A 25,142-nucleotide genomic window follows, 5' to 3' on the forward strand; every position below is an offset into this window, starting at 1 on the left:
GGTTAAAAAGAAGTGAAAGCGTCCCCCGCCGCGCCGCTTGCGTTTCCTTCGGAAGCAAGTTAAATACTGAACTACATGGTTCAGTATTATAATGCCCCTCTCGATCTCTCGTTCGCGGCGCTGTCCGATGCGACCCGTCGCGGGATCATCGATCTACTTGGGCAAGGGGACGCGTCGATCACCAGTCTGGCGGACAAGTTCCAGATGACATTGACCGGCATGAAGAAGCACGTCCAGGTTCTCGAACGGGCGGGGCTCGTCGTCACGCAGAAGGTCGGACGGGTGAGAACCTGCAAGCTTGGGAAACGTGGCCTTGAGGCGGAGGCCGAGTGGATCGAGGCGCATCGCAAACTCTTCGAGGCCCGCTTCGAGGCACTGGACGAGATCATCAGCGAACTGAAACGGGAGGTAAGCGATGAATGAGCAAGTCAACAAAGCCGCTGGCGCGCAGAACCGCACGTCAGTCGAGCGCAAAGGGGACCGCGAACTCGTCGTAACGCGGACATTCAATGCGCCGCCGAGCATGGTCTACAGGGCGTGGAGCCAGCCCGAGCTGTTCCAGCGCTGGTGGGTGCCGAAATCGGCACCTGGGGTTTCGTTCGTATCGTGCCAGATGGACGTGCGTACGGGCGGCAGGTATCGGCTGGAATTCGGCGCCGGCGGTTCGGACACCATGGCCTTTTATGGCAAGTATCTTGAGGTGGTGCCGAACGAGCGCATCGTCTGGACCAACGATGAGGGCGAAGAGGGCGCAATCACGACCGTGACCTTTAAGGACGAGGGCGGCAGAACCTTGCTGACTTTCTACGAAATCTATCCGTCCAAGGAAGCGCTTGAGGAAGCACTGCAGAGCGGGGCGGCCGCATTGCCCGAGCAGTTGGATCAGCTTGACGAATTGCTTTCCAGCACCGGCGAGTAGCACGGATCGGGAAACGCTCCCCGGTAGACGTCTGGTCCTTTGACGTGGACTTCGCCGGCCGTTCGGGCTGGAGCAAAGGCGCATAGCTGGCGAGGGCGGCTAGGGTATCTCGGTCATCTCGAACAGCGGCAGCGCCAAGCAGATCGACAGGACGTGCCAAGGCTCGCCCTCGACCGTGGCTCCGCCACTCATTTCGCTCAGTCTTAGGTCCGGGGCGACGTCGGCGCATGCCTGCTCGAGCAGGGCGATTGCTTCTTGTGATGTCAGTCCGTCCGGATAGCGGACAGCGTATTTTCGGCGAGGATCTGCTTCGTTCAAGGTCATCTTTGCAAGGCTGCCCGCTGAGGTGATGGCGAAGGTATGCGAAGGATCAGACCTACATCGTGCGGACAGGGAGTGGTTTCGATAGCCCTTCGTTGGTAGCTGTCGCAGTCAAAAAGGATAGGGCAGTCTCGCCGCCGCATTTGTGCTTCCAAAGCGTGTCGTGAAGGAATGGGGTCCCCCACTTTGGCGCTGCCGGTGACACGGCCTTCGATTTCTACCAGAAGCCCTGCTCAGCGGTGCGTAACCGCGAAGAAACCCGGATCAGGACGGGTCTGCCGAGCGTTGCTACAAGCCAGCGCGATTTCCAATCGAGGGCAATTTCACGTCTGGATCCTCGGGGGCTGACTGGAAACCTACCCAGCCCGCGAGTGGACGGTCGTTTCCGTTGCTGTTGCGCATGTTCCCCTCGTTCGGCACGCGATGTTGATCTCACACGTTGGCCGGTCGCTCGCCCTGCTGGAGCACGAAGTTGTCGCTCCGCTCGCATCATGGCTTGCGTCCCGATCTATGCGAGATCACAGGGCGGCCGGGTTCTTATCAGGTATATTCTAAAAACATGTCATACAGGTTTGACAGGTTGACTGATATCTGTCTAATCTAGGCCTAGACAAGTTGGTGTGGCCAGGCCGCGCCTTTCACATGCCGGAGGACCAATGATCATCACTGACGTCGAAGTGCGGGTTTTCCGCACGACCACGCGCCGCCATTCGGACAGCGCCGGTCACGCGCATCCAGGCCCGCCGCACCAGGTTGAGCAAGCTATGCTGACTGTTCGCACGGAGGACGGCCAGGAGGGGCATTCCTTCACGGCGCCGGAAATCGTGCGGTCGCATGTCATCGACAAATTCGTCAAGAAAGTCCTGATTGGCCAGGACCACCGAGATCGCGAGCGGCTTTGGCAGGACCTTGCCCATTGGCAACGCGGATCGGCCGCGCAGTTGACGGATCGCACGCTCGCGGTGGTCGACTGCGCCCTTTGGGACCTCGCCGGGCGGAGTTTGAAGCAACCTGTATACAAGTTGGTGGGCGGCTATCGCGATAAGGTGTTGGCCTACGGTTCCATCATGTGCGGCGACGAACTGGAAGGGGGGCTCGCAACACCTGAAGACTATGGTCGCTTTGCCGAAGCTCTCGTCAAGCGCGGCTATAAGGGCATCAAGTTGCACACCTGGATGCCGCCTGTCAGCTGGGCGCCGGATGTGAAAATGGACATCAAGGCCTGTGCGGCCGTGCGCGAAGCCGTCGGACCGAATATCCGCCTGATGATCGACGCCTTTCATTGGTACTCGCGCACGGATGCGCTCGAGTTGGGGCGGGGACTGGAAAAACTCGGCTTCGATTGGATCGAAGAGCCGATGGATGAGCAGTCGCTGTCTTCCTACAAGTGGCTGGCCGACAATCTCGATATCCCCGTCGTTGGTCCGGAAAGCGCTGGCGGCAAGCATTGGCACCGTGCCGAATGGATCAAGGCGGGCGCCTGCGACATCTTGCGGACCGGCGTGAATGACGTGGGCGGCATCACGCCGGCATTAAAAACGATGCATCTTGCCGAGGCCTTCGGGATGGAGTGCGAGGTACACGGCAATACGGCGATGAACTTGCATGTCGTCGCGGCGACGAAGAATTGCCGCTGGTACGAACGCGGGCTGCTTCACCCGTTCCTCGAATACGACGACGGGCACGACTACCTAAAGTCATTGTCCGATCCAATGGATCGCGAGGGCTATGTCCATGTCCCAGCTCGGCCGGGGCTCGGCGAGGATATCAACTTCGAGTTCATCGAGAACAACCGCGTGCGGTGAGAAGCGGGGTATCTTTCATGAAAACCATTCTCGCTTTTGGAGACAGCCTGACGTGGGGAGCGGATCCGCAGACCGGGCTACGCCATCCGCCTGAAGGCCGCTGGCCCGAGGTGCTCTCGCGTGAACTCAACGGTGCGGCAAAGGTCATTCCCGAAGGACTTGGTGGCCGCACAACCTGCTATGACGACCATGGAGGACCGGCGTGCCGCAATGGGGCCAAGGCGCTGCAAGTGGCGATCGCAAGCCACATGCCGCTCGACCTCATCATCGTGATGCTCGGTACAAATGACATCAAGCCCGTGCATGGCGGGCGGGCGGAGGGAGCGGTTTCCGGCGTGCGCCGGTTGGCGCAAATCATCGACACTTTTCCCTACAAGCCAAGTGGTGCGAGGCCAAAAATGCTGATCGTCGCCCCTCCACCCTGTTGCGCCGGTCCGGGCGGGGTGCCAGCGGCGGGACGCAGCATTGCTGAATCAGAGCGGCTTTCTCCGCTCTACCGCAAGCTCGCAGATGAACTTGGACACGCCTTCTTTGATGCCGGCTCTGTCGCACACGCCTCGCGGGTCGATGGGGTCCATCTGGAAGCCGCTGCCACGGCGGCGATTGGCCGGGCGCTCGCAGCACCCGTTGCCGAAATTCTTGGCTGATCTGTCCTGGTGCCTGTGGAGGAACAGGTGGGGCAGAACTTGTAACCGGAAGGCCGAACTCCCGCATGGGCGGCCGCAATAGGAGGAAACATGAAACGCTTTCTAGCAACGGTCGCGTTCGGCGCGCTTCTCATCGCTTCAACGCCACACGGCGTGTTCGCCGAAACTCCGGAAGATCAACTCGTCGTCGCAACGACAATGAGCAACATCCTGACGCTCGATCCCGCTGCCATCACTGGCCGCGAGACCGTACAGGTCCTCAACAACATCTACGATACGCTGGTCATCCTTTCGCCGAAGGACCGCAGTGTCCAGCCACGCCTTGCCGAGCGCTGGGAGGTCTCCGCCGATCGCGATTCAATTCGTTTTCACCTGCGTAGCGATGCGAAATTTGCGTCGGGCAATCCCGTCACGGCTCAGGATGTTGCCTGGAGCCTGAAGCGCCTGCTTGCGCGTAATCTCGCGCAGTCTTCTTTCCTGAAAACAAGGGGCTTCACGCTCGAAGAAGCCGACAAAGCCTTCGTCGCCGAAGACGACCACACCTTCGTTATCAATCTTCCGAAACCCGACGACCCGAACCTGCTGCTGATGATCCTTGCGCAGAACGGACCTGGCTCCATCTTCGACAGCAAGACGGTTCTCGAAAACGAGAAGGACGGCGATCTTGGCGCCGCCTGGCTGACCCTGAACTCCGCCGGTTCCGGCCCCTTCACGCTCACGCAGTGGAAATCGAACGAGTACATCATCCTCACGCGCAACGACGACTACTGGGGTGAAAAGGCCGCAATGAAGCGGGTGCTGATGCGTCATCTGCCGGAATCGCAGTCGCAGCGGCTGCTTCTGGAAAAAGGCGACATTGACGTTGCCTATTCCTTGCAGGCGCCGGACCTGAAGTCGCTAGAGGCCGACGAGGCGATCGCCATCGCATCGACACCAGGCTCGGGTTTTTACTACCTCAGCGTCTCGATGAAGGATGAGCGCTTCGCCAACAAGAAAGTGCGTGAAGCACTGCGCTACCTGATCGATTACGAGGGTCTCGACAAGGCTGTCATGCCCTACTACGGCAAGCTGCATCAGCGGCCCTTGTCGACAGGCGTCCTCGGCGCGCTGCCGGACGAAGGCTACAAACTTGATGTGGCCAAGGCAAAGGCGCTGCTTGCCGAGGCAGGCTACCCGGACGGCTTTAAGACGACGTTGCGTGTCCTGTCTGAAGATCCTTTCATGAAGGCTGCGACGGCCATCCAGAACACGCTGAGCCAGGCTGGCATCCAGGCGGAGCTCATCAGCGGTTCGGGCGACCAGATCTACGGCGCGATGCGTGAACGGAACTTTGAACTGCTTCTCGGCCGCGGCGGCGGTGGCCAGCAGCCGCACCCCGACAACAATTTACGCTCTATCGCCTACAATCCTGACAATTCGGACGATGCCAAGCTCACCAACTATCAGAGCTGGCGCACCAGCTTCTATGACGAGAAGCTGAACAAGATGATCGAAGAGGCCCTGGTTGAACGCGACCAGGCCAAGCAGGCCAAGCTCTACGAGGGCGTGCAGCAGTACATGGACGAGGTCGTCATGTCGATCCAACCCTTCTCGGAAGTGGTCGACACGGCCGCGTACCGCAGCGATGTGAAAGGGATGATCGTCAGCCCCTGGCTCTCGCGCTTCGAAGGTGTCACCAAGGAGCGGTGACCGGCTCCGGGAATTTAATGAAATGAAGGAAAGAAGGCGCATTTGACCATGCGCCTTCTTTTTGCATTGAAAAGTGCCGTCGGCCGGGCGCCAACGCATGCGGAACGAAATCGGCAACGTCACCCCGTGGCTGCCGCTGTTCGGTTTCCTCTCGCTTGAAGCCGAAGTATTCCTCATCTGTGCGGGTTTGCGTGGTTGCCTACCCATCGCCCTCGCCTCGCGAAGACCTTCATCACCGGTACGTCTGGGGAGGGGCAGCGATTGGCAAGCGTGCCGCGGCCAGGTTCACATGCCCGGGCTGCACGCGCCGAAAGGGTCGCAGGCGTGCTCCCGGGATCATTGGCAAGCTCAGACACCGATAGTCCTCAACCGGGGCCATCAGGCAAGGAAAAGCCCGGCACAGGACCGGGCGAGTTGGGGAGGAGGAGTCTTCTTTTGGGAGGAGATGCGGCTTGCTCAGTGCGAGCCTTCGTACTCCAGCGAGGCGCCGATCAGCTCACGCGCGTAAGCGTGGGTTGCCTGGTTGCCGGGGATCGCCTCGCGCGGCAGCACTTCGGTGATTTCTCCGCGCAACATAACCGCGAAACGGTCGCACATATGGTCCACGACGGCCAGATCGTGCGTCACCATGATGTAGGTGAAGCCGCGCTCCTCACGCAGACGCTGAAGCAGGTTCAGGATTTCCGCCTGCACCGAAACATCGAGCGCCGACGTCGGCTCGTCGAGGAGCAGCAGGGAAGGTTCGAGGATCAGCGCCCGCGCGATCGCAACACGCTGGCGCTGGCCGCCCGAGAGCTGGTGGGGGAAACGATCGAGGAAGGAGACCGGCAGCCCCACATCCGTGATTGCCTTGCGTATGCGCTCCTCCCGGTCGCCGAGCTTGTGGATGACGAGAGGCTCGTTCAGCACCGTGCGAACCGATTGGCGTGGATGCAGCGAACCGTAGGGATCCTGGAAGACCATCTGCAGCGTGCGGCAACGCTCAATCAGCGGCATGTCACGCACCGACCTGCCGCCGATCAGTACGTCGCCGGTCCAGATGTCGGTCAGCATAGAGATGCAACGCAGGACCGTGGACTTGCCTGATCCGCTTTCGCCGACGAGGCCGAAGCATTCGCCCGGCGCCACGGAGAAGGTGACGGTTGGCAACACCTTGACCGCGGTGGGACCGCTACCGAAGGTGATTGAGACATCGCGAACTTCGATAGAGACGGACATCAGGCTTTCTCCTCCAGCCATTCGGGGCGGCGATCGAGCACGCGGAGCGGTGCGCGTGGGCCGCCGATCCGCGGCTGAGCTGCCAGCAGGCCACGCGTGTAAGGATGTTGGGCCTTGTCGAGATCGCGGGCGGCCAGCGTTTCAACGATACGGCCGGCATACATGATGAGTACGCGATCGCAGAAATTGCGTACAAGGTTCAAATCGTGACTGATCATGATGAGCCCGATGCCGCGATCCCGCACCAGCCCATCGAGAATGTTCAACACCTGAAGTCGCACCGTGACGTCGAGTGCCGAGGTCGGTTCGTCGGCGATGACGAGCTCGGGATCAGCAAGCAGCATCATGGCAATCATCACGCGCTGCCCCATGCCGCCGGATATCTCGTGCGGATACTGGTCATAAACGCGCTCCGGGTCGCGGATCTTGACTGCCGACAGCATGGCGAGCGCCTTTTCACGCGCCTCCGCCTTGGTGCAATTGAAATGCCGCAGATAGGTTTCCGCCACCTGGTCACCGACCCGGCGAATAGGGTTCAAAGAAAATTTCGGATCCTGAAGGATCATGGACATGCGCCGGCCGCGAACCTTGAGCAGTTCCTTTTCCGAAAGGGCTGTCAGATCAAGCTCGGCAAAGCGCAGCGTGTCGGCGGTAATCGTGGCGCCCGGCAGAAGTCGCAGCAGGGCCCGTCCGACAGTCGATTTGCCGGAACCGGACTCGCCAACGATGCCAAGGCGTTCGCGGCCGAGGGTGAAGGACACGCCGCGCACGGCATCGGTCGCTGCGCCGCCATAGCGGATGCGGAGGTTTTCGACCTGAAGAATGTCTTGGCTCATCGGTCTACCTCCGGTTCATCTGCTTCGGATCGAGCGCATCGCGCAGCCCGTCGCCGAGAAGGTTGAAAGCGAGACTGACCGAAAGAATGGCGACACCCGGGAAGGTGACGAGCCACCAGCTGTCAAGCATGTACTTGCGGCCTGTCGCAATCATCGCGCCCCATTCCGGCAGCGGAGGTTGGGCGCCGAGCCCCAGAAAACCGAGACCGGCAGCCGTCAGGATAACGGTCGCCATGTTCAGTGTCAGGCGAATGAGCACCGAGGGCAGGCACATGGGCATGATCGACTTGACGATGATGCGTGTGGCCGATGCGCCCTGGAGCCTGGCTGCCGAGATGTAGTCCGCCTTGCGAAAGGTCATTGCCTCTGCGCGCGCGAGGCGTGCGATCGGTGGCCAAGAGGTCAGCGCAATCGCGATAATGGCGTTGTTCAGGCTTGGACCCAGCGCTGCAACGAAGGCGAGCGAAAGAATGAGGCTCGGGAAGGAGAGAAAGATGTCCGTGATCCGCATCATCACGGTATCGACCTTCCCGCCGAGATAGCCGGCAGTCGTGCCGATGACGAGCCCGATTGGGCCAACGACAATCGAGACGAGGAAGATAATCGTAAGCGTGATACGCGAGCCCCAGACCAGGCGGCTGAAGATGTCACGACCAAGCTCGTCGGTGCCGAACAGATGTCCATTTCCAGGCGCCTGCAGCGTGTTTGCGAGGTTCTGGGCATAGGGGTCATGGGTGGCAATCAGCGGCGCGAAGGTTGCGACAAGGACGAGCAGCACCAGGACCGCAAGACCGAAGGTCGAGGTTGGGCTCTTCAACAGGAAGCGCACGATGTTCTTGAGTGCGTAAAGCGGAGCCGGCAAGCGGAACGCAGTTTCAGCTTGGGTGGTCATCAGCGTGTCCTCGGGTCGAAGATGCGATAGAGAACGTCGGACAGAAGATTGAGGGCGATAAAGATGATCCCGACGATCAGGACGCAGGTCATGACGGCGTTCATGTCGCCGGTAATGAGGTTATTGGTGAGATATTGGCCAAAGCCCGGCCACGCGAAGACCGTCTCGATCAGCACGGCGCCTTCGAGCAGCGAGCCATAGGCAAGCGCAATGATGGTGACCAGTTGCACCCGAATGTTGATGAAGGCGTGCTGCCAGATCGTCTGGCTGCGAGAAAGGCCTTTGACGCGCGCCGTCGTGACATATTCCTGACCGAGCTGATCCAGCATGAAGCTGCGGGTCATGCGCGTGATATAGGCGGAAGAGGAGTAGCCAAGCAGCGACGCCGGCAGGATGATGTGGTTGACGGCCGACCAAAACACATCCATTTCGCCGGCGATCAGGCTATCGATCAGCAAGAATCCGGTCCGCTCCTCGATAAGGCCAATATAGAACTGGTCCATGCGTCCGCTGCCGCCGACGAGGCCGAGATAAGCATAAAAGACGATAAGCGCGATCATGCCGGTCCAGAAGATCGGCATGGAGTGCCCGAACAGGCTGAAGACGCGCACGACATGGTCGGGCCAGCGGTCCTTGTTGACGGCAGCAAGCACTCCGAGCGGAACGCCGAGGCCGGCTCCGATGAGGATTGCGAAGGTCGCAAGCTCGATCGTTGCCGGCATCACGTGCAGGATATCCTGAATGACCGGCTGGCCCGTGCGGATGGAGGTTCCGAAGTTGCCGGTGAAAACGTCTCCAAGATAGTAGGCGAATTGTTCCCAAAGAGGTCGATCAAGCCCGAGCGAACGATAGACCTGTTCGTAGGTCTCGCGGGTTGCGTCCTCCCCGACGATCGCGCGGACCGGATCGGCAGGCATAAGGCGGCCGATGAAGAACGTCAGGAGCAGAAGGCCGAGCAACGTGACCGCAATGGTCCCGACATGCCCGGCCACGCCGTGGAAGCGTAGGCGACGAATTGACATGGTTCCTCCGTTTGTCAGTCGCCTGCGGTGAGGCGTTACAGGCTCCAATCCTGTATGACAACTTTCACTGAACCTGTCACAGGTTATGTCGAGTGTCAAGCAGAGCTGACGGAGAGGAAGTCATCTCTGCGGGGTGTGAAGCAGTCGATGAGCTCTCCTGCCTCCAGGCATTCGCAGCCATGTTCCGTGTTTCCGGGGATTACGAGGCTGTCGCCAGCCTTCAATTCATAGGTCTGTCCATTGCGAAAGAAGCGGAATTTGCCGCGCGCCACATAGGTCGATTGCACGTGCGGGTGGCGGTGGAGCTTGCCTTTTGCACCGTTTTCGAAGCGAAAGGAGACGACCATGAGCTCAGGCGAATCTGAAAGCACCTGGCGGGTGACGCCGGTATCGGTCGAAATCGTGGGGAAAGTAGGAAGAAACATGCGGACCTCATAGGTGATGTATGACAACATCACCATACATGTCCTTTCGCCTGTATGACAACTCTGCGCGTCTATTAAATTGCGTCGGGGCTCATGGTGCGGGAACGCAAGAGCGCGTTGTACCGATCAAGGCTTCCCCGCAAGTGGGCGCGCATGCGCTCGCGCGCCGCTTCAGCATTGCCTTCGATGATTGCCTCAACGATCTGGCCATGCTCTTCCTGAAGATGGAGGTTGTAGTCCTTCGGGCGCGACCCCGGCGCAGATCCCTGCAACTCGCCGCGCGGAATGATGCCAGTACGGATCAGTTGGAGAAACTCCGGAAAACGCCGGTTTTGCGTGGCTTCCGCAATCGCCAGGTGAAGCTCGAAATCCGCATCGCGCGTAGGATTGCCAGTTGCCAGGCACTCGCCAACACGATGATGGGCCTCAAGGATGGTTTCGATCTGGGCGGGTGAACGGCGCGCGGCCGCCAGCCCTGCCGATTCCACCTCGAAAACCGTCCGAAGTTCAAGAAGCTCTATGACCGACGAAATCCGCTCGGTCTTCAAATCCTTGAAAGGCTGCTCCTTTTCCGGCTTTGTCTCAAGGGCAAATATGCCGGCGCCCTTGCGCGCTTCGACCAGCCCGTCGGCGCGAAGGATGGCAATCGCTTCCCTTACGACTGTGCGGCTGACGGAATACTCGCGCGTCAGAGCGCTTTCGCTCGGAAGCCGGTCGCCGGGGCGAAACACGCCTTCCGCCAGATCGCGACGCAGCGCGGCGCTGATTTTTGCCGCAAGCGACGTGCCACGCTCCATAGTGTTTACGGCTTCCATTTTCGTCCTAACATGCTCAAACCTGTCTGGCATGTTAGTCGTAATCTGTTCGAATGCAAGTGCGGCTCTCTCAACCAGTGCTAGCGCAAGGTTCGCAGCATGGAGCGATATCGTGTCTGGCTGTTCTTCAGGTGATCGCGCATGGCCGCGCGAGCCTGTTCCTCATCCCCGCTATGGACCGCGTCGAGTATCGCCTCGTGTTCATCGAGAAGCCGGCGCATCTCGACGGAGGGAAGGGCGGCTTCCTCTCCCTCGCGGGCGACCGCACGGCGCGGGATGACAGCCGGCCCGAGCACATGGAGAAACTCGGCAAACCTTGGATTGTTCGTCGCTTCGGCAATGGCGAGATGAAAAGCAAAATCGGTTTCGGCGGTCGGCTCACCACTTTCGGCGCGGATGCGAAATGCTTCGAACGCTTCGATAATTTTGCCTTCCTGTCCCGGGGAGCGGCGAAGCGCGGCCAACCCGGCTGCATCGCCTTCGACTGCCGTTCTGATTTCCAGCATCTCGATCGATGATGAGACGCGGGCGAGATCGACGTTGTGAAACGAATTTCTTGCGGCCGGGGCAGGCTCCAGCACGAAAACGCCGACGCCATGTCGTGCCTCGACCAATCCGTCGGAACGCAGTGCTGCAATCGCTTCTCTTACGACAGTGCGGCTGACGTTAAATTCCTTGGTCAGTTGCGCCTCTGATGGCAGGCGGTCGCCGGGCCGGTAGCGGCCCTCGGCGATATGGGAGCGCAGAACGTCGGTAACCTTTGCCACCAGGGTCCTGGGCTGCGGGGCGTTCGTATCGGAAGCAGTCGCTATCGTCATGTGGTTGCCCGGTTCCAGGATGTGGCGGCACCTGCCGCTTTATCTCTGGATACGCCAAAGATGGCGGACGAGGCAATCGCTCCTCAATCCGATAGCAAATCAGCAGGCAAAAGCCCGTCAGGTACATTCTGATAGGATACGGGCCTCAGAAACCTGCGGATCGCCATAGTTCCGACCGAGGTGGCGCCGAAATTCGTAGAGGCCGGATAGGGCCCGCCATGAACCATGGCGTCGCAGACTTCCACGCCCGTGGGAAATCCGTTCACAAGAAGACGGCCGGCCTTGCGCTCCAGGATCGGCATAAGTTGGCGTGCAAGATCGGTGTCTCCGTCGTTGAGATGAAGAGTTGCAGTCAGCTGGCCATCGAAACTCTGGGCGACGACGACCAGTTCTTCAATGCTTTCGGCCGTGACGATGAGGCCGAGCGGGCCGAAGACTTCTTCTGAAAGCGTATGGTTGGCGAGCCAGTCCCGTGCAGAGACGAGGAAGAGATTGGGTGTGACGTTGCGCCGATCGCAGCTGGATGTGAAGACCTCGCGAACGCCGCTGCCTGAGGCGATGCGATTGCGCCCATCGCGATACGCTTTGGCAATTCCATCCGTCAACATCACTTGTGCGCCGATCTGCGAAAGCGCCGCACGCACGCTTTCCGCAAACGCTGGCGCCTCGCCTGCTGCGATCACGGCAATGCCTGGATTGGTGCAGAATTGTCCGGCGCCCATCGTCAACGAGCTTGCCCAACCCTTGGCGATTTCCTCGCAGCGGACCTTGCCGGCTTCGGGCAGGATGAAGATCGGGTTGACCGAACCCAGTTCGCCGAAGAAGGGGATTGGTTCCGGGCGCTTCGCACATAGGTCGAAAAGCGCGCGGCCACCCGCAAGCGAGCCGGTAAAGCCGACGGCCTTGATGAGGGGATGTGTAACGAGGCCAGTGCCGACGTCCCGGCGACCGCCCTGGATGAGTGAGAATACGCCGGGGTGAAGCCCTTGCTTCCTGATCGCTGCGTGGGCAGCCTCGGCAACCACTTCGCTCGTCCCAGGATGGGCTGAATGGCCCTTCACGATGACCGGGCACCCGGCGGCAAGAGCCGACGCGGTATCGCCGCCCATTGTCGAGAAAGCCAGCGGAAAATTGGAGGCACCGAACACCGCAACCGGACCGACAGGTCGCTGAAGCAGTCGGATGTCGGGGCGCGGCAGGGGCTTTCTGTCCGGCAGCGCTTCATCGTGGCGTCTGTCGAGATACTCGCCCTTTCCGAGATGGGCTGCAAAAAGTCGGAGCTGGCCGGTGGTGCGTCCACGTTCTCCTTCTAGCCGGGCGGGCGGCAGACCGCTTTCTGCACTGCCGATTTCGGTAATGGCCGCCCCGCGGCTTTCTATCTCATCGGCAATCGTTTCTAGAAATGCCGCGCGCTCTTTCCGGCTTGAATGGCCATAGGACCAGAAGGCATCCTCGGCCGATTTTGCGGCCCTGTCGACCAGATCCGGCGTGCCGACGGAAAAGTCAAACGCGGCACCATGGGCCGGTTCGCTGCTGAATGTCTGCTCGGTCGCGATCCACTCGCCCGCAACCAGGTGTTTGCCGTGAGGGGTGAAGGTCATTGTCACTCCTTGAAGATAGGATTGTCGGTAAAGGCACCGCCTTGAAACCGCGCCATTGACTTGTCGGGGGTTGGTTTCGCCGCGTTCGTTTCGATTTTCTCGCGCCAGGCCTCGGCGTTGTCTTTCGCCCTCCAGCCGAGCCAAGTCAGATGCGAATTGTCCCACCAGCAGCTGTCGTTTGCTGAAACGCCCCAAATGACCGGGCAACCAAGCACGGGGGAGCGGAAAGCGGCTTCGATCAGCGATGCGAAATCGCCATGAGAAAACCAGGTCGACAGCATCCGATGGTCCATCGGCTCAGTTGTACAGGAGCCGATGCGCACCAGTGCTGTCTCCTGTCCGAACTTGTCGAAGTACAGGCGGGCGAGCGATTCACCGAAGCATTTGGACACACCATAGAGCCCGTCGGGGCGAAACGGTGCATCGGGCCCAAGTCGATCAGTCTGCGGATAGTAGCCGATCGTGTGGTTTGAACTTGCAAAGACGATACGGGGCAAGCCATGGGCGCGGGCGGCCTCGTAGAGATTGTAGAGGCCGACGATGTTGCCGGTGACAACCTCGTCGAACGGGCGTTCGACGGAGATCCCGCCCAGATGCACGATACCGTCGCAGCCCGCCACCATCGCGTCGACGGCCCATGGTTCGGCGAGATCGCAGTGCATCCATTCCTCGTTGGGGCCGGTGACATCAGCCGGTGCGATGTCGGCAAGACGGATTGTTTCGGCAAGCAACGCCAGTCGCGGTCGCAAGGCGCGGCCAAGCGCGCCAGCCGCGCCCGTGATCAGGAGGCGTTTCATTCGGGTCTTGACCTTGAACACGTTATCATACAATACGGACTTACATGTATTATCTCTTGTTCGCAATACCTCAAAGGAGGACCGAATGCTGACCGTCGAAACAAGGCAGGCCGTTAATCCGGACTATGCGCGAGCGCTCGATACAGAAGGCCTGCGTAAGCATTTCCTGGCGCAGGATATGTTCCGCCCCGGTGAGATCCGGCTGGTCTACACGCACTACGATCGCTTCGTTATGGGAGGTGCCGTTCCTAACGGTGCTGCGCTGACGCTCGACCGGGTCGAGGAAACGAAGACGCCGTCCTTCCTTGACCGGCGCGAAATGGGTATCGTGAACATCGGTGAGGCCGGTACGGTAACAGCCGGTGATGAGATATACGCGCTCAACCGCGGCGATGTGCTCTATCTCGGGGCCGGTTCTGGTGCGGTGACGTTTGCCGGACGCGGACGTTTCTACATCGTCTCCTGCCCGGCGCACCGCAGCCTGCCGGCGCGGCTTGTGACACTCGGTGAAAGCAAGGAGGTCAAGCTTGGCGCGATGGAAACCTCCAACAAGCGGACCATCAATCAGTTCATCCACCCGCTCGTGATGGAAAGCTGCCAGCTCGTGCTCGGCTACACAACGCTCGAAGACGGCTCCGTTTGGAACACGATCCCCTCCCACGTGCATGATCGCCGCATGGAGGCCTATCTCTATTTCGGTATGGACGAAAAATCTCGCGTGCTCCATCTGATGGGTGAGCCACAGCAGACGAGGCATCTGTTTATCGCCAACGAGGAAGGCGCGATCTCGCCGCCATGGTCGATCCACTCGGGCGCGGGCATCGGCTCTTATACCTTCATCTGGGCGATGGCCGGCGACAACGTCGATTACACGGATATGGATTTCATTCAACCGGCGGATCTGCGATGAAAAATCTCTTTTCTCTTGAAGGACATAAGGCTCTCGTCACAGGGGCGAATACTGGTCTTGGCCAAGCGATCGCAGTTGGCCTGGCTCAGGCGGGCGCTGAGGTTGTCTGCGCCGCGCGCAGGGCGCCCGACGAGACCCTTGCGCTCATCGACAAGGCCGGGGGAAGGGCGACTGCACTGGCGCTTGATTTCGCCAATCCGATGGCGGCAACCGGAGTATTTGCCGGTGCGGGATTCGACATTCTCGTCAACAACGCCGGAATCATCCGTCGCGCTGACGCGGTTGATTTTTCCGAAGCTGATTGGGATGCAGTCATGGATGTGAACCTCAAGGCACTGTTCTTCACGACCCAGGCTTTTGCCAAGGAGCTGCTTGCGAAGGGCATGTCCGGCAAGGTGGTCAACATCGCGTCGCTGCTTTCCTTCCAGGGCGGAATTCGCGTACCGTCCTACACCGCCGCCAAGCATGGCGTTGTGGGCGTCACGAAGCTTCTCGCCAACGAATGGGCGTCAAAAGGCATCAACGTCAATGCGGTTGCGCCCGGCTATATCGAGACCAACAACACCGAGGCTCTAAGGGCAGATCCTGAACGTAGCAAGGCAATACTCGAGCGGATTCCGGCGGGCCGCTGGGGGCGCTCCGAAGACATTGCGGGTGCGACCGTGTTTCTGTCTTCGGCGGCTGCGAACTACATCCATGGTGCGGTGTTGAATGTCGATGGCGGTTGGCTGGCGCGCTAAAATAACTTGTATGATGAGTTGTATGATGACTATTGACATTGGTGTGATATCCCGATTATCTGGGGCTATCAACCATAGAGGAAATCAACGTTATGAACCCTGAGCAGATCAAGGCCGCGCTTGGATCGGGCCTGCTTTCGTTCCCGGTGACGCATTTCGATGCGGAGGGTCGGTTTGCGCCGGACAGCTATNGAGAGAAGCGCGACCACGACCCCGGCCGCAGCCCCGGCAGCGATGTACCAGACACCTGGCGGCTAGCGCTTGTGCTGCCGTGCTCACGCATCAGTTGCTGCCAGGTGTCTGGTACGAAATGAACCCTGAGCAGATCAAGGCCGCGCTTGGATCGGGCCTGCTTTCGTTCCCGGTGACGCATTTCGATGCGGAGGGTCGGTTTGCGCCGGACAGCTATCGGGCGCATGTCGAGTGGYTGGCCGGCTACAAGGCGCCGGTTCTGTTTGCGGCCGGTGGCACCGGCGAGTTCTTTTCGCTGAAGCCGGACGAGATCCCCGGCATCGTCAGGGCGGCCAAGGACGTTTCCGGCGACACGGCGATYGTATCGGGCTGCGGCTATGGCACGGAGATGGCGGTCGACATCGCKCGTTCGGTCGAGCGCGTCGGTGCCGACGGCATCCTGCTTCTGCCGCACTATCTGATCGATGCGCCGCAGGAAGGGCTTTATGCCCATGTGAAGACGATCTGCCAGTCGGTCGGCATCGGCGTCATGGTCTATAAYCGCGACAACGCGGTGCTGCAGGCCGACACGCTTGCAAGGYTGTGCGACGAATGCCCGAACCTGATCGGCTTCAAGGATGGCACCGGCGACATCGGGCTGGTGCGCCAGGTCACCGCCAAGATGGGCGACCGGCTGATGTATCTCGGCGGCATGCCGACGGCGGAACTGTTTGCCGAGGCCTATCTCGGTGCCGGCTTCACCACCTATTCCTCGGCCGTCTTCAAYTTCGTGCCGGGCCTTGCCAATGAGTTCTATGCCGCCCTTCGCGCCGGCGAGCGCGCCACCTGCGAGCGCATCCTCAACGASTTCTTCTATCCGTTCATGGCCATCCGCAACCGCGCCAAGGGCTATGCGGTGTCGGCGATCAAGGCCGGCGTGCGGCTGCAGGGTTTTGATGCCGGTCCGGTGCGTGCGCCGCTGAAAGACTTGACCGAGGAGGAAGTCGCCATGCTCGACGCGCTCATCGGTGCGAACAAGCGTCAGAAATGAGCGTTTTGCGAGGATAGCCCATGAAGATCGTCGCCGTCCGCACCCACCTTCTCGAACATCGGCTGGCCGTGCCGTTCGAAAGCGCCTCSATGCGTTTTGACCGTCGCGCCCATGTGCTGGTCGAGATCGARTGCGACGACGGCACGATCGGCTGGGGCGAGTGCCTCGGCCCGGCGCGGCCGAATGCGGCGGTGGTTGCGGCGTACACGCCCTGGCTGATCGGCCAGGAYCCGCGCCAGACGGAAAAGCTCTGGGCKATCCTCTACAACGCGCTGCGCGATCAGGGGCAGCGCGGGCTTGCGGTCACCGCCCTTTCCGGCATCGATATCGCGCTCTGGGATATCAAGGGCAAACACTATCGYGCCTCCGTYTCCATGCTGCTTGGCGGGCGCTGGCGCGAGAGCGTGCGCGCCTATGCGACCGGCAGCTTCAAGCGCGATGGCGTCGACCGGGTCTCCGACAATGCGCTGGAGATGGCCGAGCGCCGGGCGCAAGGCTTCCATGCCTGCAAGATCAAGATCGGCTTCGGCATCGAGGACGGCTACACCGTCACCGAGGCGATCCGGCTTGGCAAGGCGGCGGCCGACTACGACATCGACTGGTTCGAGGAGCCGGTCGTGCCGGAACAGCTTTCCGCCTATCGCGCGGTCAGGGCCGGCCARCCRATCCCGGTTGCCGGCGGCGAGACCTGGCATGGCCGCTATGGCATGTGGCCGGCGATCGAAAGCCGTGCCGTCGACATCCTGCAGCCGGATCTCTGCGGCTGCGGCGGCTTTTCCGAGATGGCGAAGATCACGAGCCTTGCGACGCTGCACGGCGTTCGCATCGTGCCGCATGTCTGGGGCACGGGCGTGCATATCGCTGCCGCGCTGCAGTTCATGGCGGCGATGACGCCGGATCCGGTGCGGGTCAACCCGATCGAACCGATCCTGGAGTTCGACCGGACGGAAAACCCGTTCCGGCAGGCGGTGCTGAAGGCGCCGATCGAGGCGGTCNATCCGGTGCGGGTCAACCCGATCGAACCGATCCTGGAGTTCGACCGGACGGAAAACCCGTTCCGGCAGGCGGTGCTGAAGGCGCCGATCGAGGCGGTCRACGGTGTCGTTGCCATCCCCGATGCGCCCGGCCTTGGCATCGAGATCGATCGTGACGCGCTCGCCAGGTTCAAGATGCCCGAGAGCGCGCAATGATCGAGCGAACCCTCACCGGCCGCCCGCCTGAACCGCGCTTGCCGACGGGCACGGTCGACGCGCAGATGCACATGTATCTGCCGGGTTATCCATCGCTTCCCGGCGGCCCGCCTTTGCCGGTTGAGCCGTTGCCGGATGCTGCCGCCTACCGCCAGGTCATGGACTGGCTCGGCATTGACCGGGTGATCATCACCCAGGGCAACGCCCATCAGAAGGATAACGCCAATCTGCTCGCCTGCCTGGCCGAGATGGGCGATGTCGCGCGCGGCGTCGCCGTCATCGACGAAACCACGTCCGATGCGGACATCGGCGCGCTCAGCGACGCGGGCGTTGTCGGTGCCCGTATCATGGATCTGCCTGGAGGGGCGGTGGGGCTCGATGCATTGGAAGCGGTCGATGCGCGGGCACATGCGGCAGATTGGATGATAGCCGTGCAGTTCGACGGCAACCGGCTGCTCGACCATCTGCCGCGGCTGGCGCGCATCCGGTCACGCTGGGTGCTCGATCACCACGGCAAGTTCTTTGCCGGCGTCGATCCGGATGGACCGGAGATCGCGGCTCTCTTCAAGATGATCGATCGCGACAATGTCTGGTTCAAGTTCGCCGGCGTCTACGAGAGTTCGCGCGACGGGTGGCCCTATGGGGATGTCGCAGCCGTCTCCAGGAAGATCGCCGCGCATGCGCCAGAGCGCATTGTCTGGGGCTCGAACTGGCCGCACAACATGATCCGCAAGACAGAAGACTATCCCGACGATGCACGGCTGGCAGACCTCGTGCTCGGCTGGCTTTCGGACGAACGGGCCAGACATCTGGCTCTCGTCGAGAACCCGGAACGCCTGTTCAAGCTGCCTGCCTTCGCCGCGGTGTAGTTGCCGCGGGTGCTGGGAGGCGCCCGTGGAACCCACAACATGGAGATTTCGCATGCCGGCCCGGATGGGCAGCAACCCGGTCTTGGGAGAGGCCGAAGCACGACTATAGGAGGAGGAAAACATGAAGAAAATTGCAAGCATGCTTTGCGTCGCCATGGGGCTGGCGTTTGCCGGCACAGCGGCGCAGGCGCAGGAAATCACCCTGCGTTCGGCCGACATCCATCCGGATGGCTACCCGACCGTCGATGCGGTCAAATACATGGGGCAATTGCTCTCCGAGCGCACCAACGGTCGCATCAAGATCGAGGTCATGAACAACGGCGTTCTCGGCGGCGAGAAGGACACGATCGAACAGACCCGCTTCGGCGTCATCGACATGAACCGCGTCAACGCAGCACCCTTCAACAACCTCGTCAAGGAGACGATGGTCCTCGGCATGCCTTTCCTGTTCCGCTCGACGGAACATATGCACAACACAGTCGACGGCCCGATCGGCGACGAAATCCTCGCAGCCTTCGAACCGCATGGCTTGATCGGTCTTGCCTTCTACGATAGCGGCGCGCGTTCCTTCTACACGACCAAGAAGCCGATCGAGAAACTGGCTGACCTGAAAGGCCTGAAGATCCGCGTGCAGCAATCCGATCTCTGGATCGCGATGATGCAGGCCTTCGGCGCCAACCCGACGCCGATGCCGATGGGCGAAGTCTATTCCTCGCTCGAGACGGGCGTCGTCGATGGTGCCGAAAACAACTGGCCATCCTACGAATCCGCCCGCCATTTCGAGGTGGCCAAGAACTATTCTCTGACCGAACATTCGCTCAATCCGGAAATCCTCGTCATTTCCAAGACGAGCTGGGACAAGCTCTCGCCTGAGGATCAGACGCTGCTTCGCCAAGCGGCCAAGGACAGCGTCGGCAAGATGCGCGAGCTTTGGAGCGCGCGCGAAAAGGCTTCCGAGGAGAAGGTCCGCGCTGCCGGTGCCAACGTGATCAAGGTCAACAAGGAGGAGTTCGCAGCCGCGATGGGGCCGGTCTACGACCAGTTCGTCAGCGACCCGAAGCTGAAGGACCTTCTCGAAAGGGTAAAGGCGGTCAAGTGACAGCGGTGAGGCCGGCTCCGGGATCGGGGCCGGCCTTTTCAACTGTTTACCGGATCGCATTTGCGGAGGAGGAAGAAACATGCGTCGTTTCATGCGGACGATACGTCCGCTTCTAGGCGCGCTGAGCCGCGCTTCGCTCTACATCGCCGGCATCGGCATGGTCGCCATGACCCTGATCGTCGGCTGGCAGGTCTTTGCCCGCTACGTGCTCAACGACTCTCCGAGCTGGTCGGAGCCCTTGGCTCTTCATCTCATGGCCTGGTTCATCATGCTCGGCGCCGCCGTCGGTGTACGCGAAAGCGTGCATCTCGGCCTCGATGTCGTCCGACACGTGATGAAGCCGTCGGTGCAGCTTGCCATGGATCTGGCGAGCCTCGGGCTGATCGTCGTGTTCGGGTTAGCGATGGCCTATTACGGCCTGCTCCTTTCGGCCGGCACCTGGACGGCTTCCATTCCGGTTCTCGGATGGCCCGGCGGCGTCGACTTTTTCCCGCTGATCGTCGGTGGCGCCATGATCGCCCTTTTTGCCGCGGAGCGCTTTATCGACCAGTTTCTCGGCGTCGAACTCGCAGCCGATGTCGTCGTGCAGGAGATGGCCTGAATGGCTTACACTATCCTCTTTGGGGTCTTCACCCTCCTGATGCTCATCGGCACGCCGATCGCCTTCTGCCTCGGCATCGCTTCGTTCGCGACCGTGCTCTATCTCGGCCTGCCGCCGGTGGTGGTGTTTCAGCAGCTGAACTCGGGCATGAACGTCTTTGCCATGATGGCGATCCCGTTCTTCATCTTTGCCGGTGACCTGATGGTGCGCGGCGGCATCGCCAACCGGCTGATCCAGTTTGCGGCCGGCCTCGTCGGCCACCTGCGCGGCGGCCTCGGCCAGGTCAATATCGTCGCCTCGACGCTCTTCGGAGGCATCTCCGGCTCGGCGGTGGCTGACGCCTCGGCGGTCGGCGGTCTGATGATCCCGCAGATGGCCAAGCGCGGCTACGACCGCGACTATGCCGTCAACGTCACCGTCAATGCGGCGATCATCGCGCTGATGGTTCCGCCGTCGCACAACATGATCCTCTATTCGATCGCCGCTGGCGGTAATGTTTCGGTTGCCGATCTCTTTACCGCCGGCATCATCCCGGGGCTCTTGCTCGCGCTTGCGCTGATGGTGACGGCCTATGTCGTTGCCAGGCGCCGGGGCTATCCGTCCGAACCGTTTCCGGGCTTTGCCAAGGTCTTCTACTACCTGCTCGCCTCGTTCCCCGGCATCGTGCTGATCGGCATCATCTTTGGCGGCGTGCGCTCCGGCGTCTTCACCGCCACGGAAAGCTCGTGCATTGCCGTGCTCTATGCCTTCCTCGTCGCCATGCTTGTTTATCGCGAGCTGGATTGGACGGGCTTCGTCGAGGCGGTGATGGGGGCGGTGCGCACGACGGCCATGGTGCTGCTCGTCATCGGCATGGCAGCGTCCTTCGGCTGGCTGATGGCGTTCCTTCAGGTGCAGGCATTGATGATCAGTGCGATCGGCGCGATCTCGGAAAACCCGATCATCGTGCTGCTCGTCATCAACATCATCCTTTTGATCCTCGGCACCTTCATGGACATGGCGCCGATGGTGATCATCTGCACGCCAGTGCTGTTGCCCGTGGTCAAGGCCTTCGGCATCGATCCGGTGCATTTCGGTGTGGTGATGATCCTCAATGCCGGCATCGGCCTCAACACGCCGCCGGTCGGAACCGTACTCTTCGTCGGCTGCGCCGTCGGCGGGATATCCATCCGCGAGGCGATGCGCACGATCTGGCCGTTCTTCGGCGCCAGCATCGCAGTGCTGATGGCGGTCACCTACATACCGGCGCTGTCGCTGTGGCTGCCTTCGGTCTTCAAGTGAACTGATCGTTCGCGATATCTCCGGGCTCGGTATATCCGCCGGGCCCGGCCTTTTTCAGGGCTGGCTACTCGTTCCCGTTGGCGGCGAGACACTGCCGCTCCAGGCGTTTCAGGAAGACGCCGATTTCCTTTGCTGCCTGCAGATCGCCCTTCCGCTCGGCGACCGTACGGCCTTCGCGCCAGACCTGAATTGCCTCCTGGTGGCGGCCCAGCTTGAGGAGGATTGCGCCACGCAGTTTCCATGCTGCCGAATAGTCCGGGTCGAAGGCGATCGCCCGCTCCACATGGGCCAAGGCGGTATCGAAGTCCGCCTCCTGGAGGCAGATGCTGCCGAGCGTGAACCGCAAAAGGGCGTCGTCCTTTCCGTCCTGTAAGAGCTTTTCGAGCACTTGCCGCATGGCTTCCTCCTCCGCGATCGCCGGTTCAGGCCGCAGGCTTGCTTGGGGTAAGGGGCGCATGCCCATTGCTCGCCAGCGTCAGCGATCTCGTCCTGTCGAGAGACTGATACCGGCGGCGGCCCCAGATCAAGGGGTCGGCATGAGCAGACGTCTGGGTTGCGACAATTGTTCCCACGAACAGCATATGGTCGCCCACCTCGATCGAAGCGCTGAGCAGGCAGTCGAGCGTGGCAGCCGCGCCGAGCAGCCTTGGCCGTCCGCTCGGCCACTCAGCCCATATGCCGACGAGATAGCGCTTCGACGCTTCGATCTTGCCGGCAAAGGCATCTGCGATCAGCTCCTGGCCCTCAGCCAGCATGGCGAGCGAAAACCCTCGCTCGGCGGCGATCAGCGCGGCAAGCGGACTGTCCGCCTTGATCGAAATGACGATCGACGGCGGGTTGGCAGAGAGCGAGAAGGTCGCCGTCACCGTCCGGCCGAGACTGTCGGGGCCATTGCCGGCGCTCGCCACGCAGACGGTGGCGGCGAGATGCGACAGGGTGTCGGCGAACTCCGGTTTCGACACCGCCAGGTCGGCATGGGCGTCGATGGCGAGGGAGGGCGGAGGTGTCTGGCGCATGGGGCTCGTTCCGAGATGAAATAGCCCGTGGCGGCGGGGAGACGCCACGGGATTTGCAGAAGCCTGAGCTCAGGCGGGGGCGAGCGGCTGCTGCAACTCTTCGACCGATCGGCTCGCGAACTCTTTCCAGCCCGCACCGCCTTCAGTCGGTCAGGCGGACTTGAGTTCCGCTTCGGCAAACTCATAGTTGGCAAGCTTGTCGAGGAAGTTCGACGCGTAGTCCGGGCGACGATTGCGGTAGTCGATGTAATAGGCGTGCTCCCAGACATCGATGCCGAGCAACGCCTTGCCTTCATTGGTGGCAACCGGGTTGGAGCCATTGGCGGTCTTCGTCACCTTCAGCTTGCCGTCCTGGCCAAGCACCAGCCAGGCCCAGCCCGAACCGAACTGGCCGGTGGCGGCTGCCTTGAAGGCATCCTTGAAGGCAGCGACGCTGCCGAAATCTTCGGTGATCTTCTTATCGAGCGCGCCGGGGATCTGACCGCCCTTCGGCGAAAGGTTGTTCCAGAAAAGGATGTGGTTCCAGTGCTGGCCGGCATTGTTGAAGACCGGGGCGAGTTCCGCCTTGCCGTGGCTGAGGCGAATGATCTCTTCCAGCGACAGGCCTGCAAGCGAGGCGTCCTTCTCGACGAAGCCGTTGAGCGCCGTGACATAGGCCTGGTGATGCTTGCCGTGGTGAAACTCGATCGTCTCGGCGCTCATGCCGTTTTCGGCAAGTGCTGCGGCGGCGTAGGGAAGGGCGGGAAGTTCGAAGGCCATGGTCAAATCCTTTGCGGGCGGGGCACTCTCGGATCACTTGTCTGCGAACGGAGGAGAGTGTATTTAGCAAGACAATTCTTTGTAAATCTGCGCGCGGGAATATGTCAAGCGATCCCTTGTTAAATCCAGAGCAAAGCGCCGGCCGCACCCCGGGCGAGCGCATCATGCTTGCACTCAAGCTACACGGACCGCAGACCGCGACAGCGCTCGGCAAACGTCTGGCGATCACCGGCGAGGCCGTGCGCCAGCAGTTGGTGCGTCTCGCCGAGGAGGGGCTGGCCACGTCGTGGTCCGAGGCAAAAGGCGTCGGTCGTCCGTCGCAGTTCTGGGGGCTGACGGCTGCCGGCCACGCGGAGTTTCCCGATACGCATGCAGAGCTGACCGTCCAGTTGTTGCGCACCATCCGGCAGACGCTTGGCGAGGACGCGATCGACCGGCTGATCGCCGCGCGTGAGGACGAGACGCGCCAGAACTATCGTGCGGCGATGGTGGAGAAAGAGAGCCTGCGCGAACGGGTGGACGTGCTCGTTCGATTGCGGTCACAGGAAGGCTATATGGCCGCCTGCGAGGATCCGGGCGACGGCACGCTGCTGTTCGTCGAGAACCATTGTCCGATCTGTGCCGCCGCGACCAACTGCCAGGGCTTCTGCAGGGCAGAATTGAGCGTGTTTCGGGCGGTGCTCGGCCCCGGTGTCGAGGTCGAGCGCGCCGAGCACATTCTGGCCGGCGCGCGACGTTGTGCCTATGTGGTCAAGTCGGCCGACCGGGCCGCCTGATCGTGCCAAAGGAACGCTCTGGCACGCGCCCGGTCGTCGGGCGCCACCAGCTCCGATCCTGTCAGCGCGCGCCCATGCGCAGGGCGCCGTCGAGGCGGATGACTTCGCCGTTCAGCATGCGGTTTTCGCAGATGTGCTGCACGAGTGCCGCGAATTCGTCCGGTTTGCCAAGGCGCTGCGGGAAGGGCACGCTCTTGCCGAGCGAATCCTGCACTTCCTGCGGCATGCCGGCCATCATCGGTGTTTCGAAGATGCCCGGCGCAATGGCGACGACGCGAATGCCGTGGCGCGCGAGTTCGCGCGCAATCGGCAGGGTCATCGAGACGACGCCGCCCTTGGAAGCGGCATAGGCCGCCTGGCCGATCTGGCCATCGAAGGCGGCGACCGATGCGGTATTGACGATCACCCCGCGCTCACCATCCTCGCCGGGCTCTTCCCGCTGGATCGCCTCTGAGGCGAGCCGCAGCATGTTGAAGGTGCCGATGAGGTTGATCGCGACCGCGCGCGAAAAGCTTTCAAGCCGGTGCGGACCGTCGCGCCCGAGCACCTTTTCCCCCGGCGCGATGCCGGCGCAGTTCACCAGGCCGTGCAGATGTCCGAAGCGATCGAGGGCCGCTGCCACTGCGGCGGCGCCATCGGCCTCGCTGGTGACATCCGTCTTCTGGAAGAGCGCGTTGCCGCCAAGCTCCTCGGCCATCTGCTGGCCGGCTGCGGCGTTGACGTCGGCGAGAACCACGCGGGCACCCTCGCCATGCAGCTGCCGCGCGACGGCCGCACCCAGACCCGAACCGCCACCGGTAACGATAAAGACTTTTCCATCGATCAGCATATGAGGCTCCTCCCGTACCGGATCGTGTCGTTGAACTATCGACAT

The 25,142-nt window shown here is 61.5% G+C and carries 28 protein-coding genes and 2 pseudogenes; 16 read left to right on the forward strand and 14 right to left on the reverse strand.

Annotated features, from left to right (window positions below; all coding sequences use genetic code 11):
• Positions 1-75: 75 nt before the first annotated feature.
• The gene (locus ASD63_RS16920) at positions 76-423 is read left to right on the forward strand and encodes a metalloregulator ArsR/SmtB family transcription factor (RefSeq protein ID WP_060529540.1); all 348 of its coding nucleotides are present in this window, start codon (positions 76-78) and stop codon (positions 421-423) included.
• On the forward strand, positions 416-919 hold the full coding sequence (locus ASD63_RS16925) for an SRPBCC family protein (RefSeq protein WP_060529541.1): 504 nt from the start codon (positions 416-418) through the stop codon (positions 917-919). Before ASD63_RS16920 ends, ASD63_RS16925 begins: the two co-directional genes overlap by 8 nt.
• 99 nt (positions 920-1,018) lie before the next feature.
• Here ASD63_RS16925 and ASD63_RS16930 read toward each other — a convergent pair whose 3' ends face one another.
• The gene (locus ASD63_RS16930) at positions 1,019-1,243 is read right to left on the reverse strand and encodes a hypothetical protein (RefSeq protein WP_060516801.1); all 225 of its coding nucleotides are present in this window, start codon (positions 1,241-1,243) and stop codon (positions 1,019-1,021) included.
• A 653-nt stretch (positions 1,244-1,896) separates the two neighbouring features.
• Here ASD63_RS16930 and ASD63_RS16935 point away from each other — a divergent pair.
• The 3 genes from ASD63_RS16935 (at position 1,897) to ASD63_RS16945 (ending at position 5,381) form a co-directional block, all read left to right on the forward strand.
• Positions 1,897-3,045 carry a mandelate racemase family protein gene (locus tag ASD63_RS16935; RefSeq protein WP_060529542.1) on the forward strand — a complete coding sequence of 383 codons (1,149 nt, stop codon included), beginning with the start codon at positions 1,897-1,899 and terminating at the stop codon, positions 3,043-3,045.
• A 17-nt stretch (positions 3,046-3,062) separates the two neighbouring features.
• Entirely contained in the window at positions 3,063-3,692 is a 630-nt protein-coding gene (locus ASD63_RS16940; protein ID WP_060529543.1) for an SGNH/GDSL hydrolase family protein, read from the forward strand.
• Positions 3,693-3,782: 90 nt separating this feature from the next.
• Complete coding sequence (locus ASD63_RS16945) at positions 3,783-5,381, forward strand: ABC transporter substrate-binding protein (RefSeq protein WP_034801892.1); 1,599 nt, start codon at positions 3,783-3,785, stop codon at positions 5,379-5,381.
• A 456-nt stretch (positions 5,382-5,837) separates the two neighbouring features.
• On the opposite strand, the gene ASD63_RS16950 is transcribed toward ASD63_RS16945, so the two are convergent.
• The 9 genes from ASD63_RS16950 to ASD63_RS16990 form a co-directional block, all read right to left on the reverse strand.
• Positions 5,838-6,599, reverse strand: a complete 762-nt coding sequence (locus ASD63_RS16950) for an ABC transporter ATP-binding protein (protein ID WP_034801890.1) — start codon at positions 6,597-6,599, stop codon at positions 5,838-5,840.
• On the reverse strand, positions 6,599-7,435 hold the full coding sequence (locus tag ASD63_RS16955) for an ABC transporter ATP-binding protein (protein WP_034801888.1): 837 nt from the start codon (positions 7,433-7,435) through the stop codon (positions 6,599-6,601). Before ASD63_RS16955 ends, ASD63_RS16950 begins: the two co-directional genes overlap by 1 nt.
• Positions 7,436-7,439: 4 nt before the next feature.
• A complete protein-coding gene (locus ASD63_RS16960; protein WP_034801886.1) occupies positions 7,440-8,327 on the reverse strand; it encodes an ABC transporter permease in 888 nt (295 codons plus the stop codon).
• Positions 8,327-9,349 (reverse strand): ABC transporter permease, encoded by a 1,023-nt coding sequence (locus ASD63_RS16965; protein WP_034801884.1) that lies wholly within the window; start codon positions 9,347-9,349, stop codon positions 8,327-8,329. The genes ASD63_RS16960 and ASD63_RS16965 overlap by 1 nt, the downstream gene beginning before the upstream one ends.
• A 95-nt stretch (positions 9,350-9,444) precedes the next feature.
• Positions 9,445-9,810 (reverse strand): cupin domain-containing protein, encoded by a 366-nt coding sequence (locus tag ASD63_RS16970; protein WP_244497248.1) that lies wholly within the window; start codon positions 9,808-9,810, stop codon positions 9,445-9,447.
• A gap of 38 nt (positions 9,811-9,848) precedes the next feature.
• Positions 9,849-10,589, reverse strand: coding sequence for a FadR/GntR family transcriptional regulator (locus ASD63_RS16975; RefSeq protein ID WP_034801882.1), 741 nt, complete (start codon positions 10,587-10,589; stop codon positions 9,849-9,851).
• A gap of 80 nt (positions 10,590-10,669) precedes the next feature.
• A complete protein-coding gene (locus tag ASD63_RS16980) occupies positions 10,670-11,407 on the reverse strand; it encodes a FadR/GntR family transcriptional regulator (RefSeq protein WP_060529544.1) in 738 nt (245 codons plus the stop codon).
• An 83-nt stretch (positions 11,408-11,490) separates the two neighbouring features.
• Positions 11,491-13,008, reverse strand: a complete 1,518-nt coding sequence (locus ASD63_RS16985) for an aldehyde dehydrogenase (NADP(+)) (protein WP_060529545.1) — start codon at positions 13,006-13,008, stop codon at positions 11,491-11,493.
• Between the two features lie 2 nt (positions 13,009-13,010).
• Positions 13,011-13,805, reverse strand: coding sequence for an NAD(P)-dependent oxidoreductase (locus tag ASD63_RS16990; protein WP_060529564.1), 795 nt, complete (start codon positions 13,803-13,805; stop codon positions 13,011-13,013).
• Positions 13,806-13,890: 85 nt separating this feature from the next.
• Between ASD63_RS16990 and kduI the strand changes: the two genes are divergently transcribed.
• The 10 genes and pseudogenes from kduI (at position 13,891) to ASD63_RS17035 (ending at position 21,717) form a co-directional block, all read left to right on the forward strand.
• Positions 13,891-14,715 (forward strand): 5-dehydro-4-deoxy-D-glucuronate isomerase, encoded by an 825-nt coding sequence (kduI, locus tag ASD63_RS16995; protein WP_060529546.1) that lies wholly within the window; start codon positions 13,891-13,893, stop codon positions 14,713-14,715.
• Entirely contained in the window at positions 14,712-15,455 is a 744-nt protein-coding gene (kduD, locus tag ASD63_RS17000) for a 2-dehydro-3-deoxy-D-gluconate 5-dehydrogenase KduD (protein WP_060529547.1), read from the forward strand. The genes kduI and kduD overlap by 4 nt, the downstream gene beginning before the upstream one ends.
• A 92-nt stretch (positions 15,456-15,547) precedes the next feature.
• A pseudogene (locus tag ASD63_RS36180) lies at positions 15,548-15,646 on the forward strand (5-dehydro-4-deoxyglucarate dehydratase); the annotation flags it as partial.
• A gap of 119 nt (positions 15,647-15,765) precedes the next feature.
• On the forward strand, positions 15,766-16,677 hold the full coding sequence (gene kdgD / locus ASD63_RS17010) for a 5-dehydro-4-deoxyglucarate dehydratase (RefSeq protein WP_060529549.1): 912 nt from the start codon (positions 15,766-15,768) through the stop codon (positions 16,675-16,677).
• A gap of 20 nt (positions 16,678-16,697) precedes the next feature.
• Positions 16,698-17,672 (forward strand): mandelate racemase/muconate lactonizing enzyme family protein (locus ASD63_RS17015; RefSeq protein WP_244497249.1); only part of this gene is annotated, 975 nt, incomplete at its 3' end.
• Between the two features lies 1 nt (position 17,673).
• Positions 17,674-17,867: pseudogene (locus ASD63_RS36185) on the forward strand (mandelate racemase/muconate lactonizing enzyme family protein); the annotation flags it as partial.
• Positions 17,864-18,736, forward strand: a complete 873-nt coding sequence (locus ASD63_RS17020; RefSeq protein WP_234824590.1) for an amidohydrolase family protein — start codon at positions 17,864-17,866, stop codon at positions 18,734-18,736. The pseudogene ASD63_RS36185 and the gene ASD63_RS17020, both read left to right, overlap by 4 nt.
• Before the next feature lie 121 nt (positions 18,737-18,857).
• A complete protein-coding gene (locus ASD63_RS17025) occupies positions 18,858-19,835 on the forward strand; it encodes a TRAP transporter substrate-binding protein (RefSeq protein ID WP_060520509.1) in 978 nt (325 codons plus the stop codon).
• Positions 19,836-19,914: 79 nt separating this feature from the next.
• Positions 19,915-20,436: a TRAP transporter small permease gene (locus tag ASD63_RS17030; protein WP_060529551.1), complete on the forward strand. Its 522-nt coding sequence runs from the start codon at positions 19,915-19,917 to the stop codon at positions 20,434-20,436.
• A complete protein-coding gene (locus ASD63_RS17035; protein WP_034800061.1) occupies positions 20,437-21,717 on the forward strand; it encodes a TRAP transporter large permease in 1,281 nt (426 codons plus the stop codon).
• Positions 21,718-21,781: 64 nt separating this feature from the next.
• Here ASD63_RS17035 and ASD63_RS17040 read toward each other — a convergent pair whose 3' ends face one another.
• The 3 genes from ASD63_RS17040 to ASD63_RS17050 all read right to left on the reverse strand — a co-directional run bounded on the left by ASD63_RS17040 (position 21,782) and on the right by ASD63_RS17050 (position 23,492).
• Positions 21,782-22,114 carry a tetratricopeptide repeat protein gene (locus tag ASD63_RS17040; protein ID WP_034800062.1) on the reverse strand — a complete coding sequence of 111 codons (333 nt, stop codon included), beginning with the start codon at positions 22,112-22,114 and terminating at the stop codon, positions 21,782-21,784.
• A 25-nt stretch (positions 22,115-22,139) separates the two neighbouring features.
• The gene (locus ASD63_RS17045) at positions 22,140-22,733 is read right to left on the reverse strand and encodes a flavin reductase family protein (protein ID WP_063979538.1); all 594 of its coding nucleotides are present in this window, start codon (positions 22,731-22,733) and stop codon (positions 22,140-22,142) included.
• 150 nt (positions 22,734-22,883) lie between these two features.
• Complete coding sequence (locus tag ASD63_RS17050) at positions 22,884-23,492, reverse strand: superoxide dismutase (protein WP_060529552.1); 609 nt, start codon at positions 23,490-23,492, stop codon at positions 22,884-22,886.
• Between the two features lie 164 nt (positions 23,493-23,656).
• On the opposite strand from ASD63_RS17050, the gene ASD63_RS17055 reads away from it, so the two are divergent.
• Positions 23,657-24,268: a metalloregulator ArsR/SmtB family transcription factor gene (locus tag ASD63_RS17055; protein ID WP_034800063.1), complete on the forward strand. Its 612-nt coding sequence runs from the start codon at positions 23,657-23,659 to the stop codon at positions 24,266-24,268.
• Between the two features lie 61 nt (positions 24,269-24,329).
• Here ASD63_RS17055 and ASD63_RS17060 read toward each other — a convergent pair whose 3' ends face one another.
• Positions 24,330-25,097 carry a 3-hydroxyacyl-CoA dehydrogenase gene (locus ASD63_RS17060; RefSeq protein ID WP_034800064.1) on the reverse strand — a complete coding sequence of 256 codons (768 nt, stop codon included), beginning with the start codon at positions 25,095-25,097 and terminating at the stop codon, positions 24,330-24,332.
• Between the last annotated feature and the right edge of the window lie 45 nt (positions 25,098-25,142).

It is taken from the genome of Ensifer sp. Root558 (assembly GCF_001427045.1).
Classification (GTDB): Bacteria; Pseudomonadota; Alphaproteobacteria; order Rhizobiales; family Rhizobiaceae; genus Ensifer; species Ensifer adhaerens.

Bases quoted from the DNA above. Each gene is read 5' to 3' on its own strand.
- ASD63_RS16920 (WP_060529540.1), top strand. From the start codon at position 76: ATGGTTCAGTATTATAATGCCCCTCTCGATCTCTCGTTCGCGGCGCTG.
- ASD63_RS16925 (WP_060529541.1), top strand. From the start codon at position 416: ATGAATGAGCAAGTCAACAAAGCCGCTGGCGCGCAGAACCGCACGTCA.
- ASD63_RS16930 (WP_060516801.1), bottom strand. From the start codon at position 1,243: ATGACCTTGAACGAAGCAGATCCTCGCCGAAAATACGCTGTCCGCTAT.
- ASD63_RS16935 (WP_060529542.1), top strand. From the start codon at position 1,897: ATGATCATCACTGACGTCGAAGTGCGGGTTTTCCGCACGACCACGCGC.
- ASD63_RS16940 (WP_060529543.1), top strand. From the start codon at position 3,063: ATGAAAACCATTCTCGCTTTTGGAGACAGCCTGACGTGGGGAGCGGAT.
- ASD63_RS16945 (WP_034801892.1), top strand. From the start codon at position 3,783: ATGAAACGCTTTCTAGCAACGGTCGCGTTCGGCGCGCTTCTCATCGCT.
- ASD63_RS16950 (WP_034801890.1), bottom strand. From the start codon at position 6,599: ATGTCCGTCTCTATCGAAGTTCGCGATGTCTCAATCACCTTCGGTAGC.
- ASD63_RS16955 (WP_034801888.1), bottom strand. From the start codon at position 7,435: ATGAGCCAAGACATTCTTCAGGTCGAAAACCTCCGCATCCGCTATGGC.
- ASD63_RS16960 (WP_034801886.1), bottom strand. From the start codon at position 8,327: ATGACCACCCAAGCTGAAACTGCGTTCCGCTTGCCGGCTCCGCTTTAC.
- ASD63_RS16965 (WP_034801884.1), bottom strand. From the start codon at position 9,349: ATGTCAATTCGTCGCCTACGCTTCCACGGCGTGGCCGGGCATGTCGGG.
- ASD63_RS16970 (WP_244497248.1), bottom strand. From the start codon at position 9,810: ATGGTGATGTTGTCATACATCACCTATGAGGTCCGCATGTTTCTTCCT.
- ASD63_RS16975 (WP_034801882.1), bottom strand. From the start codon at position 10,589: ATGGAAGCCGTAAACACTATGGAGCGTGGCACGTCGCTTGCGGCAAAA.
- ASD63_RS16980 (WP_060529544.1), bottom strand. From the start codon at position 11,407: ATGACGATAGCGACTGCTTCCGATACGAACGCCCCGCAGCCCAGGACC.
- ASD63_RS16985 (WP_060529545.1), bottom strand. From the start codon at position 13,008: ATGACCTTCACCCCTCACGGCAAACACCTGGTTGCGGGCGAGTGGATC.
- ASD63_RS16990 (WP_060529564.1), bottom strand. From the start codon at position 13,805: ATGAAACGCCTCCTGATCACGGGCGCGGCTGGCGCGCTTGGCCGCGCC.
- kduI (WP_060529546.1), top strand. From the start codon at position 13,891: ATGCTGACCGTCGAAACAAGGCAGGCCGTTAATCCGGACTATGCGCGA.
- kduD (WP_060529547.1), top strand. From the start codon at position 14,712: ATGAAAAATCTCTTTTCTCTTGAAGGACATAAGGCTCTCGTCACAGGG.
- ASD63_RS17020 (WP_234824590.1), top strand. From the start codon at position 17,864: ATGATCGAGCGAACCCTCACCGGCCGCCCGCCTGAACCGCGCTTGCCG.
- ASD63_RS17025 (WP_060520509.1), top strand. From the start codon at position 18,858: ATGAAGAAAATTGCAAGCATGCTTTGCGTCGCCATGGGGCTGGCGTTT.
- ASD63_RS17030 (WP_060529551.1), top strand. From the start codon at position 19,915: ATGCGTCGTTTCATGCGGACGATACGTCCGCTTCTAGGCGCGCTGAGC.
- ASD63_RS17035 (WP_034800061.1), top strand. From the start codon at position 20,437: ATGGCTTACACTATCCTCTTTGGGGTCTTCACCCTCCTGATGCTCATC.
- ASD63_RS17040 (WP_034800062.1), bottom strand. From the start codon at position 22,114: ATGCGGCAAGTGCTCGAAAAGCTCTTACAGGACGGAAAGGACGACGCC.
- ASD63_RS17045 (WP_063979538.1), bottom strand. From the start codon at position 22,733: ATGCGCCAGACACCTCCGCCCTCCCTCGCCATCGACGCCCATGCCGAC.
- ASD63_RS17050 (WP_060529552.1), bottom strand. From the start codon at position 23,492: ATGGCCTTCGAACTTCCCGCCCTTCCCTACGCCGCCGCAGCACTTGCC.
- ASD63_RS17055 (WP_034800063.1), top strand. From the start codon at position 23,657: ATGCTTGCACTCAAGCTACACGGACCGCAGACCGCGACAGCGCTCGGC.
- ASD63_RS17060 (WP_034800064.1), bottom strand. From the start codon at position 25,097: ATGCTGATCGATGGAAAAGTCTTTATCGTTACCGGTGGCGGTTCGGGT.